Here is a 16,521-nt window from a genome sequence, read left to right as displayed (position 1 = left end):
TTGGTTACCTATTACAAATATATTTTTTAGTGTGAGGCATTCATCCTTTTTAACAAAATTTAACCGTAAATTAAAATTACTCACACTTTAACGAAATTGTAACGATACTTTACCAATCGCACCAACAACAGCCAAGGTCAGTTGGACACTTTCACTTATAGGCGCACACCACTTAACCCATTTGGGGTGAAGGAATAAAAATATTTTTAATAGGAGTGAAGAAATGTAATTTATCCTTTCTTGAGTTCAATTACCGTAATTTCTGGCCAGATACCAACCCTGCCCGAAAAACCAATAAAGCCAAAGCCACGGTTCACATTCAGGATCCTGCCATTTTCTTCTTTAATACCTGCCCAATGTTTATAGCGAAGTTTTACAGGGCTCCATTTGATACCAAAGGCTTCAATACCAAACTGCATACCATGGGTATGCCCCGCTAATGTCAAATGGATTTTAGAAGGGTTATTTTTAACTTGTTGCTCCCAGTGTGAGGGATCATGAGAAAGCAGGACTTTAAATTCATCTTTTGTAGTATTCAATAGTGCCTTTTGCAAATCGCCACGTTCTCCAAAACCCAGGCCCCAGTTTTCTACTCCCGCCAGCACAATCTTTTCTCCATCTTTATGCAATTCAACATGTTCATCGAGCAATAACCTAAAACCCAGTTCATGATGATAGTTTTTTAATTGTTGCAGGTTTGCTTTTTTTACTTCGTCATTTGACCATTTTACATAATCTCCATAATCATGGTTGCCCAAAATAGAAAACTGTCCGTATGGCGCCTTAATTTGCGAAAAATGGCCAATCCAAGGCTTAATCTCTTCTGCCTTATTGTTTACCAAATCACCAGTAAATACAAACAGATCCGATTGTTGTTCCTTAATTAAATCTATCCCTTTTTGAACGGCTTTGGCATTGCTAAAACTACCTGAATGGACATCAGAAATCTGGGTAATTGTAAAGCCATCAAATGCTTTTGGCAAGTCTTTATAATACAACGTGTGTTTAATTACACGATAGGCATATTTCCCTCTCAGTATGCCATATAAAAATAATAACACACTAATAGCAAAGATAATGAGCCCAAAAATAACCCATTGCGGGTTTCGGAGCGGAGCCAAAAATTGATGCTGACTGACCCAGTTAATGAGCCCAAACGTAGCTCTATACAAATCGGCCATTAACAACACCAGACTAAACAATATTTCGCTCACAAAGAGCACCAAAAAAGTATGGGTAGCAACTTTAAAAAACAGGCCCATACCTCTTTGTTGCATTCCTTGCAAAGCATAGAGCAATGCAATAGCAATTACACTAACTGTTGTCCAAAAAACTGGCTGTATATAACTTTGCTTTGCCACAATCTGTAACCCACTCCACACATACCAATTCAACAAAAAGAACAGTAAGGTAAAAATAGTAATTGGCAGCAATTGAATTCTTCTCCTCATGGGGTCATCTATAAAAGAAAAGGAGCGATAAATCGCTCCTTTCTGAATTGTTTATTTAAATCAGCTCTACACTGCGACTTACAAAAGCAGTTAATTCTGCTCCTGTTAACATTCCTTGTGATAATAAAGCCAAATCAACTGCTTGTTTTGCAAATTTACTTTGCTCTTCTTCGTTCTTGGCGGCCAAAATCTTACCTACCAATTTATGGTTTCCATTAATGGCGACTTTATAGCTATCTGGCATGTTGCCATAAAAGCTCATTCCGCCACCCATTTTGGCCATATCTTTCATGCGGCGCATAAATTCGTCCATGGTTACTGTTACTGGAGAATCGTCAGGGCTTAAGCCTACCACTTCAACGTTGAAACCTGGTTTTACAATCGCTTTTTCGAAAATAGATTTTACTTTAGCTGATTGCTCTTCGCTCAATACAGATTCCTGCAATTCATCTTTTTCAATCAATTGACTGGCTACACTTGCATCAACTCTTTTAAGCTGTGTTTTTTCTAGCTTTTGCTCTAAGCTGCTCACAAAATGTCCATCTATTGGTGTGTTCATTACCAATACATCATAGCCTTTTTTCTCTGCCGATTGGATAAATCCATCTTGTTTATCTGGATCTGTTGTATACAGATAAACTAACGAACCATTTTTATCGGTTTGGGTAGCTTGTACTTTTTCTTTGTACTCTTCAAAAGTGAAGTTTTGCTGTTGTGTATTGGTTAATAGTGCAAAATCTTTCGCTTTATCATAGAATTTCTCTTCGCTGATCATTCCGTACTTCACAAATAAACCAATATTGCTCCATTTTTCTTCGTAAGCTTTACGGTCTTTATTAAATAGCTCCGCTAATTTATCCGCTACTTTTTTGGTAATGTAGCTATTGATCTTTTTAACATTGCTGTCTGCCTGTAGGAAACTTCTTGATACGTTTAATGGAATATCTGGCGAATCGATTACCCCATGCAATAACATTAAAAACTCTGGAACAATGTCTTTTACTTCGTCGGTGATGAATACCTGGCGACTGAACAATTTGATTTTGTTGCGTTGCATGTCAAAATCATCCTTCACTTTAGGGAAGTACAATACTCCTGTTAAGTTAAATGGATAATCTACATTCAAGTGGATCCAGAATAAAGGTTCTTCCGAAAATGGATAAAGTTGTTTGTAAAAATCTAAATAATCAGCATCTGACAAATCTGCAGGTGTTTTGGTCCAGATCGGGTTGGTAGTATTGATGATGTTGTCAATTTCTACCGATTTGTATTTAGGTTTTCCTTCTTCATCTGTTCCATCTTCTTCTTGTTCGGTCTTTACACCAAACTTAATCGGAACAGGTAAAAACTTAGCGTATTTATCTAAAATTTCCTGCAATTTATGTTCGCTCAAAAACTCTTCAGATTCTGCGTTTACATGTAAAATAATGCTGGTTCCACGAGTTGTTCTGCTGCCTTCAGAAATTTCAAATTCTGTACTCCCATCGCAAGTCCATTTGGCAGGTACAGCACCATCCTGATAAGATAAAGTTTGAATTTCTACTAAATCTGCAACCATAAATGCAGAATAGAAACCCAATCCAAATTTACCAATGATCTCATTTGCATCTTTTGCATCCTTAAATTTCTCTACAAACTCACTAGCGCCAGAGAAAGCAACCTGATTGATATATTTCTTAATTTCCTCAGCAGTCATCCCTAAACCATTATCGCTAATGGTAATTGTTTTAGCTGTTTCGTCAACACTAACTTCTACAAGTGCTTGGCCTAGCTCGCCATTATATTGCCCTAATGATGCTAAACGTTTTATTTTTTGAACCGCATCAACGGCATTAGAAACTAATTCCCTTAAAAAGATTTCATTATCCGAATACAGGAATTTCTTAATGATTGGGAAAATGTTTTCAGTGTGTATGGAAATACTTCCTTTTTCTGTTGTCATATTTTATTTATAATTTTTTGATTATACCTAGGCTTATCAATGCCTGTTCCAAAAGTGCGAACAGGTCAAAATGACAGCATCGCACAAAACCTTTAAACCAGAACTTATTTACTGAAAAAGAAAGTGTTACGAAAAATATTTATTGATATAGCCAAATAGGTTTTATAAATTGCAGTAACCTATAACAGAAATCAAAATGAAAAAACTGTCAATTTATTTCTTATTGCTAAGTTTGATGATGTCTTGTTCAAACCCAAAAGAAAAAACCGTCGCTTACAAATGGCCTGATGCCAAAGCTCCAGTAGCTGCAATTGTTCCACACAATAGAGTTATACATGGAGATACCGTGGTAGATAATTATTATTGGATGATTGATTATTTTAAAAAGGGACCAGACAGCACTAAGGTTGTAGATTATTTAAAGGCTGAAAATGCTTACCTAGATACCATGATGAAAGGGACTGATCAGTTCCAAGCAGATTTGTTCAAGGAAATGAAAGCCAGAATAAAGGAAAAAGACGAGTCGGTTCCTGTTCTCAAAAACGGTTATTTTTATTACACCCGAAATGAAGATGGAAAGCAATATTATAAGTACTGTCGTAAAAAAGGAAGCTTAAGTGCCAAAGAAGAAGTTCTTTTAGATGTAGATGAGCTTGCAAAAGGTCATTCTTATTATAACGCAACTGGTTTTAACATTAGCCCCGACAATAAATTGATGGCCTTTGGGGTGGATAAAGTTTCTCGAAGACAATACACCATCAGTATTAAAAATTTAGAAACAGGCGAAATTTATAAAGATGCCATTACCAATACCGAGGGTGATGCCATTTGGGCAAATGACAATAAAACACTTTTTTATACGGCTAAAAACCCTGTTACCTTATTAAGTGAGAAAATTAAAAAACATACCCTTGGTACCGATGCGAAAACTGATGCAGTAGTGTATGATGAAAAAGACAATACCAATTATATAGGCGTTTTTAAATCAAAAAATAACCGATACATCTTTATTGGCTCTCAAGGAACGTTAACCACAGAGTATAGGATGATTGATGCCGATCATCCAGAGCTTGCTTTTAAGGTTTTCACACCTCGTTCAAAAGATGTATTGTATGATGTTTTTCCAGTTGATGGGAAATTCTTAATTAGAACAAACTGGAATGCAAAAAACTTCCGCCTAATGGAGTGCCCATTAGATAAAACAGAAAAAGAGAACTGGAAAGAGGTAGTGCCAAACCGCAACGATGTGTTACTAGAAAGCGTTGATGAGTTTAAAGATTACACGGTGCTATCTGAGCGTAAAAATGGTTTGAATGAGTTGCGAGTGCTCAAGAAAGATGGCAGTGACTATTACATGAAGTTTGAAGAACCTGTTTATACGGCTTATGTTGGTGCCAATCCAGAATACAGCAGCAAAACACTTCGTTACATTTATACCTCATTAACTACGCCAACGGCTACCTACGATTACGATCTGGCCACAAAAGATCAAAAACTGATGAAGCAACAAGAGGTTGTTGGAGGTTATAATCCTAAAGATTATGTAACTGAACGTCTTTTTGCTACAGCTAAAGATGGCACCAAAGTTCCAATTGCATTGGTTTATAAAAAAGGTTTCGAAAAAGATGGCAATGCACCACTTTTACTTTATGCTTATGGCTCTTATGGGTCAAGCTCTGATGCTACTTTTTCGTCTCCGAGATTAAGTTTACTTAACCGAGGTTTCGTTTTTGCCATAGCCAATATTCGTGGCGGACAAGAGCTAGGTCGCCAATGGTATGAGGATGGCAAATTGATGAAAAAGAAGAACACCTTTACCGATTTTATTGCCGCAGGAGAGTATCTGATTGATCAGAAATACACCTCAAAAGGACATTTATATGGACATGGTGGTAGTGCTGGGGGCTTATTAATGGGTGCGGTTGTAAACCTGGCTCCTGATTTATGGAATGGTGTAATTGCCGATGTGCCTTTTGTTGACGTCATAAATACCATGTTAGATGAAAGCATTCCCTTAACTACAAATGAATTTGACGAGTGGGGAAATCCTAAGCAAAAAGCGGCGTATGATTATATGAAAAGCTATTCGCCTTACGAAAACGTAGAAAAGAAAAACTACCCAAATATGTTGGTAACTACTGGCTTACACGATAGTCAGGTGCAATATTTTGAGCCTGCGAAATGGGTAGCTAAACTTCGAGCCACCAAAACCGATAAAAATGTATTGTTGCTTAAAACAAATATGGATTTTGGTCATGGAGGTGCCTCTGGAAGATTTGATTATTTAAAAGATGTTGCTTTACGATGGGCTTTCTTATGTACATTAGAAGGGAAAACCAAGTAAGGTAGATGTCATTAAATTTGGTGTTTGGGTTTTCACAACTCGTTTTGCGTATCTTTGCTTATTAATGGAATATAACGTTCATACTTTAAGCAATGGCATTAGGCTTTTGCACGTACCTTCTACATCAACTATTTCTCATGCCTGTATCATTATCAACACAGGTTCAAGAGACGAAGATGAAAAGCAAATGGGTTTGGCCCATTTTATTGAGCACCTAATTTTTAAGCGTACCGAAAAGCGAAATACCAATCAGATTTTAACCCGTTTAGAAAGTGTTGGTGCCGATTTAAATGCCTACACTACTAAAGAATATACTTGTATCCACGCTTCTTTTTTACAGCCCTATCTAGATCGGACATTGGATCTGTTTAATGATATTGTTTTTCACTCTTTATTTCCAGAAGATGAAATGGAAAAGGAGAAGGGGGTAATATTAGACGAGATTACTTCTTATCTGGATCAGCCTGAAGAGGCCATTAATGATGATTTTGAGGATCAGCTTTTTGCTGGCCATTCTTTTGGAAGAAACATTTTAGGAACCCCAGAAACCGTAAATGCCTTAACACAGGAAAACATTCTTCAGTTTATTAAGGATAATTATAAAACCGATCAGATTGTTGTTGCCGTATTAGGGAACTATCCTTTAAATAAGCTGGTTAAAGTTGGCACCAAGTATTTTGAACCTGTACCCGCAAATCTTTCGGTAAAAAAGAGAATTGCCCCTGTTCAAAATCTACCGCAAAATATCGTTGTCAATAAGCAAATTATGCAGGCCCATTGTATGATGGGAGTTCAGGCCTATTCTTTGCACCATCCTTATAAAGCAGGCTTATTGCTGCTCAATAATATGCTAGGTGGTACTGGAATGAGCTCTATCTTAAATTTACAGCTCAGAGAGAAATATGGGATTGCCTACACCATAGAATCTAATTATAGCCCTTTGAGTGATACGGGAATTTTTGCCTTATATTTTGGTACAGATAAAGAAAAAGTAGACAAGGCCATTAGCTTAATTTTTAAAGAATTTAAAAAAATCAGGTCCAACCCATTAACAGAAATCCAATTACAAAAAGCTAAAAACAAGTTTATTGGTCAGATTGCACTGGGAGAAGAAAATAGAATTGGGTTGATTATTTCTATGGCAAAAAGCTTAATCGATTACCATAAAATTGACGATCTGGAAACTGTTTTTAACAAGATTAGAGCGGTTAGCGTTACAGATATGGCAAATATTTCCAATGAAATCTTAGACGAGAATAACCTGAGTTCGCTTACTTTTTTCCCCACAGAAAATTAGTCTTTCTATTTTCATTTCTTATCCGTTATTTCCCTTTTGCTCAATAATTTGTATTTTTGCGCTATGAAATTACCAATTGTAGCTTACGGCGACCCTGTTTTAAAGAAAGTTTGTGTAGACATTGACGAAACATATCCTGACTTGCAACAACTCATTAACAACATGTGGGACACCATGTACAATGCTAGTGGGGTAGGTTTAGCAGCACCTCAGATTGGTTTGGCCATTCGTTTATTTATTGTGGATACCAAGGCTGATGAGGAAGAAGAAGTTTTCAAAAAGGTATTTATCAATGCACAAATTCTAGAAGAAACTGGCGAAGCTTGGGCCTTTAATGAAGGTTGTTTAAGTATTCCAGAAGTACGCGAAGATGTAATGCGTAAACCCAATATCCTCATTAGGTATTATGATGAGCACTGGAAACTTCACGAAGAAAAGATCACTGGTTTTGCGGCTCGTGTAATTCAACATGAATACGACCATATTGAAGGCAAACTTTTTACTGATAAGTTAAGCTTATTGCGCAAACAAATGCTAAAAAGTAAGTTGGATAATATCTCGAAAGGAAATGTGCACACGGACTATAAAATGCGTTTCCCTAGGCAAAACAAAAGAAGATAATTCGATTAATTTTCGCTTTTAGCCTTCTCTCCGGCAAAGATCTGTTGCATTAACTTACCCCAAGCAAATGGATTAAGCAGTGGATTGGTCTGACGCATATTTACATTCATCATCCGATCAAAATTGTAACGGTAATTGCTATTGCTAATTTCCTGTGCGTCTCTAGACAGGGTAAGCGACATGCCTTGGATACTTCTTTGAGACAGGTTTCGTTTAGCTAGGGCCATATCGTCATCAGCAACTTTCATAGATAAAAATTGCTTGTTAAACTCTTCAACAGTGGCCCATGGATATATGGTAATGGCTTTTAGGTAAACAACCTCAGGCTTGATCTTCACCATTGCCGTATACTGATGTTCAGTAATCACACTAGGTAAAACCAATGTTTTGCTCACAAAACCAACTGCAGAGAATACAACTGTATCGCCGGGGTTTACAATAATCGAAAAATAACCTTGGTAGTTTGCCGCATACTTTATGCCCTTATTGCTCATGTTGGTAATGGTCACATAAGGTACAACCGTATTGCTGTCAGTATCGGTAATTATTCCCGAAAACTGCACCAATTTGCTACTTTTTGGCTGTTCTTGTCCAAACGCCATCATAGCAAATAATAGCAACATAAAGGTTAAGCTATATCTCATTTTACAAAAATAATTGTAAATGCTTAATTGGCTAGTTAAATTGTGTTAAAATCTAATCTTGCTCGGCTAGATCTACCGCAACAACACTAGTAATTTCTGGTACTGCTTTCATAATCGCTTGCTCAATGCCCGCTTTCATGGTCATAAAACTCATTTTGCAGCTTCCGCAGTTACCCAATAATCTTAATTTAACAACATACTCTGGCGTGATCTCTTCTATGGCAACATTGCCACCATCAGCTATTAAATAAGGTCTAATGGTTTCTAATGCTTGCTCAACTTGTTCTGTTAAACTCATCTTATTAATTTTTAAAGTATAAAAATAGTAAATTTTTAGCAATTAGCCGTTTGTACGTTATTAATGGAAATCTGCTGGGCAATTTTTCCAGCAATTTCACTAAACGCAGCACACAATGGACTTTCTTGATCTAGCGCAATAGGTTGCCCTTTATCGCCAGCTGCAGTAATTCCCTGAACCAATGGAATCTCTCCCAAAAATGGCACTTCAAATTGTGTTGCTAATGCTTTACCCCCATCTTTACCAAAAATATAATACTTATTGTTTGGTAATTCTTCTGGCGTAAAATACGACATATTTTCTATTACACCTAACACCGGAATATTAATTCCCGGCATTCTGAACATGGCTAAGCCTTTTCTCGTATCGGCCAATGCCACTTGTTGTGGTGTAGTTACAATTACAGCTCCAGCAATTGGGAAACTTTGGCTAATGGTAATATGAATATCTCCGGTTCCAGGAGGAAGGTCTACAATGAGGTAATCCAGTTCGCCCCAATCGGCATCGTTAAACAACTGCTTAATGGCATTAGAGGCCATTGGCCCTCTCCATGGCACAGGTTGGTCTGGATCGGCAAAAAAGCCTAGAGAAAGTAGCTTAATGCCATATTTCTCAATTGGCAAAATGAGTGTTTTTCCATCTTCCGTTTCACGGGCACTTGGTTTTGCACCCACCAGATCGAACATGATCGGAACCGAAGGACCATAGATGTCTGCATCAATTAAGCCAACCTTTGCCCCATCTGCGGCTAAAGTTACCGCAAGGTTACTAGACACAGTTGATTTACCAACCCCGCCCTTTCCAGAAGAGACCAAAATGATATTTTTAATCGCCTTCAATTGTGTAGTATCTAAAGGCTTGGTTACTCTTGAGGTAATATTAAGCTCAATTACCGCATCGGCAGCAACAAAATGTTTAATAGCATTGATACAGGCATTCTTCAACATTTCCTTCATCGGACATGCAGGAGTGGTCAATTCTAAGGTAAACGCAACTGTTCTATCCTCAATTTTAAGGTCTTTAATCATGTGAAGTGTAACCAGATCCTTTTTCAGATCCGGATCTTCAACATTGCGTAAAGCAGCTAAAACTTGTTCTTCGGTAATTATCATTCCCCAAAATTAACAAAACATAGGCATAAAAAATTTTCTATCCCCCTTTTTGTTGTAATTTTAACACGAAATAAACATTTGCCCTTGGCGTTTGTTTAACAATAATTTCTACATTAGTTTATGCAGCTACCAAAAATCAAAATTCCTAAAAAATATCTGAAGGTTGGCGCCTGGGTTTTAGGTGTATTTTTGCTCTTATTAATTTCTTTAGGAGCCATCGCTTACAGCAAAAGGGAAGCTTTATTGAAAAAAATGATTGCCAAAGCTATTGCCAAAGCAGATAAAGATTATGGGTTGGATGTTAAAATTGGTTCTGCTGGTTTTAGTGGTTTAAGTGCTGTACGCATGACAAATATTTCTGTGGTACCCAAAGACCGAGATACCTTAAGTACCATTAACGACATTACAGTGGGCGTTAAGTTGTTCCCTCTTTTGTTTGGCAATGTTAAACTATCAGAAATTAACTTAGATAGAGGCAAACTGAACATTGTATTGAGAGACTCTTTAACCAATTTGGATTTTATCCTGAAAAGAAAAAAGAAAGACAGCACTTCTACAAGTTCAAATAAAGTTGCACTGAGCGATTTAGCCAATAACCTGTTGAACGAAGTTCTTTATAAAATTCCAGACGATATGGAAATTAAGAACTTTATGATGCAATTGAACGACAACGATACGGCTTCGCTCTCTTTCTTAACCACAAGTGCCACCATTGATGGTGGAGAATTAAAATCAAATATCTTGGTTAACGACACCGTTGCCACTTGGCATGTTAACGGGAAGGTGAAACCGGGTAAAAAACAGCTTGATGTAATGCTTTTTGCTGATGGTAAAAAAGTAGAACTGCCTAGCTACCTAGAAAAAAAGCTCCATACTAAAATTAGTTTCGACACCGTAAGGACCGAAATGAAAGATGCCGATTATAGTGGCGATAATTATAAAATTTCTGGCTCTTGGGGCATTAAAAACCTATTGATTAACCAAAAAAGAATATCTGGAGCCGATGTAATTGTTCCAGACGCCAAAGTTGATGCAGATATGTTAATCGGCGAAAATTTTGTTTGTTTAGACAGCACATCTACCATTTACCTTAAAAATGCAACTGTACATCCTTATCTAAAATACACCTTATCTCCGAATAAAATTTACGAGATGAAGGTCAATGCCACAGAGCAAGATGCCCAGGCCATTTTCGAATCTTTCCCACTAGGTCTTTTCGAATCTTTAGAGGGTATGCAGGTAAGTGGAAAATTGAAATACAATCTTGATTTTTACTTAGACACTTCTATGCCTGATAGTGTGAGGTTCAATTCTACCTTAACCCCAACTAATTTCAAGATTCTAAAATGGGGCAAAACCGATCTACAGAAAATTAATTCGCCTTTTGTGTATACCCCTTACGAATATGGCAAACCCATGAGGGATATCATGATCGGTCCTTCTAACCCTAACTTTACAAGGTTGGAAGATATCTCCTTTAATTTTAGAAATGCCTTGCTCACTTCAGAAGATCCATCGTTCTTTAGACATAAAGGTTTCGTAGAAGAATCCATACGCAAATCTATTGCTGTAAACTTTAAAGAAAAGCGCTTTAAACGAGGCGGAAGTACCATTTCTATGCAACTGGTGAAGAATGTTTTCCTAAGTCGTCAAAAAACCTTGGCACGTAAGGCAGAAGAAATATTGATTGTTTGGCTAATCGAAAACAATAAACTGATCAGTAAACAACGCATGTTAGAAGTCTATTTCAACATTATCGAAATGGGGCCAAATGTATATGGTATTGGCGAGGCTTCGCATTATTATTTCAGCAAATCGCCTTCAGAATTAAGCGTAGGCGAGGGCATCTTTTTGGCCAACATTGTACCCAAGCCTAAAGCTGCCTTATATAAATTTATGAGCGATGGTAGCCTAAAAGAATACCTCTTCCCGTACTTCAACTTTATTGGCAACACCATGGCCAAAAGGGGCTTAACTCCTGCAGACACCAGTGGTTATGGCTTTTATGGGGTACGTTTACGCGAAGGTTTAAGACAGTATTTACTGCCTGATTCGGCCGCTATTGATACCTCTTCTGTTGATATGGACGAAGACCTTTTGCCAACCCCTGAAGCTACACAGGAAAAATCGAGAAATTTGATTGAACGGATTTTTGGTTCGTCTAAAAAAGATACCGTTAAAGTTCAGGCCAAAACAGACACCGTTAAAACCAAAAAACAGTTGCGCCAGGAACGCAGAGAAGAACGCCGAAAGAAAAAAGAAAATGGAGGTTAAAACAAGACCATGAATAACGTTCAAGTACACGATAAAGAATTTGAAATTCTCTTAGAAAACGACAGCATTAATAAACGGATCCGCTTAATTGGCATTCAATTAAATGTTGATTATGAAAACCGTTGCCCGGTTTTTATTGGCGTTTTAAATGGCAGTTTCCTCTTTATGGCAGATCTGATCAAAGAAATTGACATTGCCTGCGAAATTGGTTTTATCCGTGTGGCCTCTTATCATGGCACCGAAAGTGTTGGCGAAATTAAAGAAGCTTTTGGCCTACCAACCGACCTCAAAGATAGGGATGTAATTATAGTAGAAGATATTGTAGATACTGGCCAGACCTTAAAATATATCTTAGCTAAAGTACAGCAACAAGAACCTGCTTCTGTAACCGTATGTAGTTTGTTATTTAAGCCCGCGGCCTTAAAAGAGCCAATAGCAGAACTCAATTACGTTGGGTTCGAGATCCCTAATGACTTTGTAGTGGGTTATGGTTTAGATTATAATGGTTTAGGCCGAAACCTCAAAGATATCTATCGGGCAGTATAGTTTTAAACCCGCACCTAAAATCTGATATTTTTTTCCGAGTTTTGCATCCATATTAAAATTAAAACTCCATGACCATACATAAAGAAGGATATACCACCATTGCCCTTAGCGTATTATTTATTTTCATTATCAACGCTATTGTAGATTATAAGTTTTCGGATATTGTTTGGCTGCGCTGGTTTGTTTACATTCTTTCTTTTGCCTTATTCGTAATCGTTTTACAGTTTTTCAGAAACCCGAGCAGAACTTTTACCACTGGCGATAATTTAGTGATCTGCCCTGCAGATGGTAAAGTTGTTGTTATTGAAGAAACTGAAGAAGGAGAGTACTTTAAAGACAGACGTTTACAGGTTTCTATCTTCATGTCGCCAATTAATGTGCACATTAACCGCAACCCCATTTCTGGTGTCGTAAAGTTCTTTAAATACCACCCTGGTAAATACCTAGCTGCGTGGAACCCTAAATCGAGTACCGAAAATGAACGTACAACAACGGTGGTAGAACATCAAAATGGTACACCAGTATTGTTCAGACAAATTGCTGGTGCATTGGCCCGCAGAATTGTTTGGTACATTAAAGAAGGTGATCAGGTGACACAGACCGAGCAATTTGGTTTCATTAAATTTGGCTCAAGAGTAGATATCTTTTTGCCAATTGGCACCAAAGTTAACCTTCAGTTAGATCAAGTTGTTAAAGGCGGCATCACTGTTTTGGCAGAACTGAGCTAAATAAATCGTTTATAAAATATGTTGGTCGGGATTTACAATCTCGACCTTTTTTATTTTTTAGTGCTTAGCATCTGTCCTTAAAAATTTCAGGAAAACAGTGCCAGTAGTTCTTCGGTCAGTCCAATCCTGCTTTCCGTTGCTGCCGATGAAAAATCGGCATACACTGCAATCAGGTTTATATAACAAAGGCAGTAGTTCTAGGCAAACCTGCAACCTTAAATAGTTACATAGGCCTGCATTAAATAAACGGGATTGGAATGAAAATCCTTTTTGTAGGCTGAGGCCTTCCGAAGCACAAAAAGATTGAAATGGAAAGCCCGACTAACGTTAAAAAGAGCTTAGAAACTTGCTTTCCCAATCATTATTAGTCCATCATCTCATTGTTGGTCGGGATTTATAATCTCGACCTTATTAATTATTTTACTGTGATCGTTTTTTCACCAACGGTTCTTTGCGTTGGGTAAGCAAAGTCTGAACCATGTTTATGCACAATTTCAATGATCTTAAAATTGACCTCTTCTTTGGTTTTAAGGTAATCGTTAAAATCTATATTCTCTACCAGATATAACACTTGAATGTTCAAGGCAGAATCTCCAAAACTGTCAAAAGTAACGGTCCCATCAGTTGTCTGCCCATTCTGCAATAAAAAGGCATTAATTTCTGCGATAATTTCTTTAATCTTGTCAGACTCTGTTTCGTAAACAATACCAATATTAAATTTAACCCTACGGAAGTTTCTACGGGTGAGGTTTTCTAAAACCCCATCAATCATTGCACGGTTAGGGATAATGATGGTTGTTTTGTCTGTACTACGCAACACTGTGCTCCTGAAGCCAACTTTTTCTATCGTTCCTTCTACACCATCAACTTTAACCAAATCGCCTACAGTAAAGGGCTTATCGATAAAAATGGTAAATGAGCCAATTAAATTCTCTAGGCTTTCTTTAGCCGCTAAGGCAATGGCGATACCCCCAATACCTAGTCCGGTAATTAGACTTAATGCATTTACTTCAAATACATAACCCAACAACACAAAAAAGCCTATAAAATAAATGATAAATTTAAAAAGCTCCTTTAAAAAAGGCACCAATTGATCGTCTGCTTTATTGGCCGATTTAGCAGCCCTGAACATAAATACATGGGCCACAAAATCAATAATCCTTAAAACAATCCAGAAAAAGGAAAGGATAATGAGAAATAAAAACACCTTGTCTAAGAGCTCACCCAAGGTAAATTCTTGAGGCACTTTTACTTTGTCGATTATTTTATTGTAATGAAATATGGCTACTTCTAGCGGGTGTTTGAGCTGATTAACCGCCAAATACAGCGAGGTTAAAGTAATGAAAAACTCAATGGGCTTTAAAAGTAGCGCAATGAATGTTTCCATTTTTACTTCATCAGCAAATTTTTTGAACAGTTTAAATAAGAGCTGGCTTAAAACACGAGATACAAAGCGTTTCAATAAAAGGCCTAGCAAAATAATGCCCCCAAACAGACAATAGGCCTGCACGGTATTCCCCCAAATTAACTGTTCAAAAAATTGACTATCCATTATACCAATTGTTTCAATGCAATTTCAAATGCTGTACTTGATAAATTTGTTCTTTCTTTAGATACAGCATATACATTTTGTAGCGCCTTATTAATTACAGAAGAAGCATCAGAGAAAATCGCATCATCGCTCATTTCTACATTTCGCTGCATTAAGTAAGCAAAAACCCTGGCCATGCCACAGTTTGCAATAAAATCTGGAATTACCGCCACATGATTGTCTGCGTGCTCCATAATGCTACCAAAGAAGATCTCTTTATCTGCAAAAGGCACGTTAGCTCCGCAAGAGATCACTTCTAAACCACCTTTGATGAGTTGGTCTACTTCTGCTTGCTGTACCAATCTAGAAGAAGCTGCTGGTACAAAAATTTCTGCACCAATACTCCAGATCTTTTCACTTGCTTCTGCAAAAGGGATCAAGTTATCAGCCACCAAAGTATTATTTTCTCTTTTATTAAATAGGTTTTTGATTTCTTCTTCGGTAAACCCTTCTGGATTGATCAAACCACCAACACGGTCAATAATCCCTACCACTTTAACGCCTGCTTGTGCCAAATAATATCCTGCCGCAGCAGCCACATTACCCCAGCCTTGGATGATTGCTTTTTTACCTTTCAATTCTCCGCCCCAGATGTTGTAATAATGTCTAATAGCTTCAGAAACACCGTAACCTGTAATCATATCGGCTACTTTGTATTTTCTTTTAATGTCTGGTGTATAATCAAGGTCTTCCAATACTTTAGAAACACCATAACGCAATTGGCCAATTTGGTGGATACGTTCGTTTTCTCTAGCCTGGTAATGGCCATTAATTACCCCTTCTTGTGGGTGCCATAAGCCATAACTCTCTGTAATTGGAATAACTTCATGGATCTCGTCGATATTCAAATCTCCTCCAGTACCGTAATAACTTTTTAGCAAAGGCATTACTGCTTTGTACCAACGTTCTAATACTTCTTTTTTACGTGGATCGGCAGGGTCGAAGTTGATCCCAGATTTTGCCCCACCAATTGGCGGGCCAGAAACAGTAAATTTAACTTCCATAGTTTTGGCCAACGATTCTACCTCACGTTTGTCTAATCCTTTACGCATCCGTGTACCACCGCCGGCAGCGCCACCACGCAAAGAGTTGATCACTACCCAACCTTCAGCTTCAGATTCTTTATCTTTCCATTCAAAAACAATTTCGGGTTGTTTTTCTTCGTATTTTTTTAATAGGTCTTTCATTTGATTCATCTAATATTTGGTGCCGCAAAGATATAAACAAAAAAACCTCCACGAAGTTAATCGTGAAGGTTATATCTTTTTATTGAAGAATATTATTTTCTTAAAGATTTGATACGAGCAGCTTTACCAGTTAACTCACGTAAATAGAACAATTTAGCTCTACGTACTTTACCGTGACTGTTAACTTCTACTTTATCAATATTTGGAGAATTAATTGGGAAGATACGCTCTACACCAACTCCATTACTCATCTTACGAACAGTAAACGTTTCGTTTGCGCCAGCACTGTTACGTTGAATAACAACACCTTGGTAAATTTGAATACGTTCTTTATTACCTTCGCGAATTTTATAGTGAACACTCACTGTATCTCCTGATTTGAAAGAAGGAAACTCATTTTTCGCGATTACCTGCTCTTCTACAAATTTTACTAAATCCATGATTTTAAGCTATTAAGCCGATTTTTTGTTGTTTAAAATCGGACTG

14 protein-coding genes are annotated in these 16,521 nt (G+C 37.3%); 6 read left to right on the top strand and 8 right to left on the bottom strand.

Annotated elements, in window-relative coordinates:
* Nucleotides 1–230: 230 nt before the first annotated feature.
* Both AQF98_RS16490 and htpG read right to left on the bottom strand, forming a co-directional pair.
* On the bottom strand, nt 231–1,451 hold the full coding sequence (locus tag AQF98_RS16490) for a metallophosphoesterase (RefSeq protein ID WP_055133070.1): 1,221 nt from the start codon (nt 1,449–1,451) through the stop codon (nt 231–233).
* 55 nt (nt 1,452–1,506) lie between these two features.
* Nucleotides 1,507–3,393: a molecular chaperone HtpG gene (gene htpG / locus AQF98_RS16485; RefSeq protein WP_055133069.1), complete on the bottom strand. Its 1,887-nt coding sequence runs from the start codon at nt 3,391–3,393 to the stop codon at nt 1,507–1,509.
* 196 nt (nt 3,394–3,589) lie between these two features.
* Here htpG and AQF98_RS16480 point away from each other — a divergent pair, with 196 nt between their 5' ends.
* The 3 genes from AQF98_RS16480 to def all read left to right on the top strand — a co-directional run bounded on the left by AQF98_RS16480 (nt 3,590) and on the right by def (nt 7,655).
* The gene (locus AQF98_RS16480; protein ID WP_082435124.1) at nt 3,590–5,737 is read left to right on the top strand and encodes a S9 family peptidase; all 2,148 of its coding nucleotides are present in this window, start codon (nt 3,590–3,592) and stop codon (nt 5,735–5,737) included.
* A gap of 64 nt (nt 5,738–5,801) precedes the next feature.
* Nucleotides 5,802–7,034, top strand: a complete 1,233-nt coding sequence (locus AQF98_RS16475; RefSeq protein ID WP_055133068.1) for a pitrilysin family protein — start codon at nt 5,802–5,804, stop codon at nt 7,032–7,034.
* Between the two features lie 63 nt (nt 7,035–7,097).
* On the top strand, nt 7,098–7,655 hold the full coding sequence (gene def, locus AQF98_RS16470) for a peptide deformylase (RefSeq protein WP_055133067.1): 558 nt from the start codon (nt 7,098–7,100) through the stop codon (nt 7,653–7,655).
* A 5-nt stretch (nt 7,656–7,660) separates the two neighbouring features.
* Here def and AQF98_RS16465 read toward each other — a convergent pair whose 3' ends face one another.
* From AQF98_RS16465 to AQF98_RS16455, 3 genes are all read right to left on the bottom strand, one after another.
* Nucleotides 7,661–8,278, bottom strand: a complete 618-nt coding sequence (locus AQF98_RS16465) for a carboxypeptidase-like regulatory domain-containing protein (RefSeq protein ID WP_235524248.1) — start codon at nt 8,276–8,278, stop codon at nt 7,661–7,663.
* Nucleotides 8,279–8,351: 73 nt separating this feature from the next.
* A complete protein-coding gene (locus tag AQF98_RS16460) occupies nt 8,352–8,597 on the bottom strand; it encodes a NifU family protein (RefSeq protein WP_055133065.1) in 246 nt (81 codons plus the stop codon).
* Nucleotides 8,598–8,632: 35 nt separating this feature from the next.
* Nucleotides 8,633–9,709, bottom strand: a complete 1,077-nt coding sequence (locus AQF98_RS16455) for an Mrp/NBP35 family ATP-binding protein (RefSeq protein ID WP_200911913.1) — start codon at nt 9,707–9,709, stop codon at nt 8,633–8,635.
* Between the two features lie 120 nt (nt 9,710–9,829).
* On the opposite strand from AQF98_RS16455, the gene AQF98_RS16450 reads away from it, so the two are divergent.
* From AQF98_RS16450 to AQF98_RS16440, 3 genes are all read left to right on the top strand, one after another.
* Entirely contained in the window at nt 9,830–11,983 is a 2,154-nt protein-coding gene (locus AQF98_RS16450) for a transglycosylase domain-containing protein (RefSeq protein ID WP_055133064.1), read from the top strand.
* Nucleotides 11,984–11,992: 9 nt separating this feature from the next.
* Nucleotides 11,993–12,529 (top strand): hypoxanthine phosphoribosyltransferase, encoded by a 537-nt coding sequence (hpt, locus tag AQF98_RS16445; protein WP_055133063.1) that lies wholly within the window; start codon nt 11,993–11,995, stop codon nt 12,527–12,529.
* Between the two features lie 68 nt (nt 12,530–12,597).
* Nucleotides 12,598–13,257, top strand: coding sequence for a phosphatidylserine decarboxylase family protein (locus AQF98_RS16440; RefSeq protein WP_055133062.1), 660 nt, complete (start codon nt 12,598–12,600; stop codon nt 13,255–13,257).
* A 415-nt stretch (nt 13,258–13,672) separates the two neighbouring features.
* Here AQF98_RS16440 and AQF98_RS16435 read toward each other — a convergent pair whose 3' ends face one another.
* The 3 genes from AQF98_RS16435 to rplS all read right to left on the bottom strand — a co-directional run bounded on the left by AQF98_RS16435 (nt 13,673) and on the right by rplS (nt 16,475).
* Nucleotides 13,673–14,809 carry a mechanosensitive ion channel family protein gene (locus tag AQF98_RS16435; protein ID WP_055133061.1) on the bottom strand — a complete coding sequence of 379 codons (1,137 nt, stop codon included), beginning with the start codon at nt 14,807–14,809 and terminating at the stop codon, nt 13,673–13,675.
* Nucleotides 14,809–16,035 (bottom strand): Glu/Leu/Phe/Val dehydrogenase dimerization domain-containing protein, encoded by a 1,227-nt coding sequence (locus AQF98_RS16430; RefSeq protein WP_055133542.1) that lies wholly within the window; start codon nt 16,033–16,035, stop codon nt 14,809–14,811. Before AQF98_RS16430 ends, AQF98_RS16435 begins: the two co-directional genes overlap by 1 nt.
* A gap of 92 nt (nt 16,036–16,127) precedes the next feature.
* Nucleotides 16,128–16,475: a 50S ribosomal protein L19 gene (gene rplS, locus AQF98_RS16425; RefSeq protein ID WP_055133060.1), complete on the bottom strand. Its 348-nt coding sequence runs from the start codon at nt 16,473–16,475 to the stop codon at nt 16,128–16,130.
* Nucleotides 16,476–16,521 lie beyond the last annotated feature (46 nt).

The sequence above is a fragment of the Pedobacter sp. Hv1 genome (assembly GCF_001412215.1).
In the GTDB taxonomy this organism is placed as follows: Bacteria; Bacteroidota; Bacteroidia; order Sphingobacteriales; family Sphingobacteriaceae; genus Pedobacter.
Note: the sequence above shows the minus strand (reverse complement) of the source record. Positions and strands in the feature narration are given on the sequence as shown.

What these genes read in the sequence shown, in the direction of transcription:
- AQF98_RS16490 (WP_055133070.1), bottom strand. Translation starts at nt 1,451, where the DNA reads ATGAGGAGAAGAATTCAATTGCTGCCAATTACTATTTTTACCTTACTG.
- htpG (WP_055133069.1), bottom strand. Translation starts at nt 3,393, where the DNA reads ATGACAACAGAAAAAGGAAGTATTTCCATACACACTGAAAACATTTTC.
- AQF98_RS16480 (WP_082435124.1), top strand. Translation starts at nt 3,590, where the DNA reads ATGAAAAAACTGTCAATTTATTTCTTATTGCTAAGTTTGATGATGTCT.
- AQF98_RS16475 (WP_055133068.1), top strand. Translation starts at nt 5,802, where the DNA reads ATGGAATATAACGTTCATACTTTAAGCAATGGCATTAGGCTTTTGCAC.
- def (WP_055133067.1), top strand. Translation starts at nt 7,098, where the DNA reads ATGAAATTACCAATTGTAGCTTACGGCGACCCTGTTTTAAAGAAAGTT.
- AQF98_RS16465 (WP_235524248.1), bottom strand. Translation starts at nt 8,278, where the DNA reads ATGTTGCTATTATTTGCTATGATGGCGTTTGGACAAGAACAGCCAAAA.
- AQF98_RS16460 (WP_055133065.1), bottom strand. Translation starts at nt 8,597, where the DNA reads ATGAGTTTAACAGAACAAGTTGAGCAAGCATTAGAAACCATTAGACCT.
- AQF98_RS16455 (WP_200911913.1), bottom strand. Translation starts at nt 9,709, where the DNA reads ATGATAATTACCGAAGAACAAGTTTTAGCTGCTTTACGCAATGTTGAA.
- AQF98_RS16450 (WP_055133064.1), top strand. Translation starts at nt 9,830, where the DNA reads ATGCAGCTACCAAAAATCAAAATTCCTAAAAAATATCTGAAGGTTGGC.
- hpt (WP_055133063.1), top strand. Translation starts at nt 11,993, where the DNA reads ATGAATAACGTTCAAGTACACGATAAAGAATTTGAAATTCTCTTAGAA.
- AQF98_RS16440 (WP_055133062.1), top strand. Translation starts at nt 12,598, where the DNA reads ATGACCATACATAAAGAAGGATATACCACCATTGCCCTTAGCGTATTA.
- AQF98_RS16435 (WP_055133061.1), bottom strand. Translation starts at nt 14,809, where the DNA reads ATGGATAGTCAATTTTTTGAACAGTTAATTTGGGGGAATACCGTGCAG.
- AQF98_RS16430 (WP_055133542.1), bottom strand. Translation starts at nt 16,035, where the DNA reads ATGAAAGACCTATTAAAAAAATACGAAGAAAAACAACCCGAAATTGTT.
- rplS (WP_055133060.1), bottom strand. Translation starts at nt 16,475, where the DNA reads ATGGATTTAGTAAAATTTGTAGAAGAGCAGGTAATCGCGAAAAATGAG.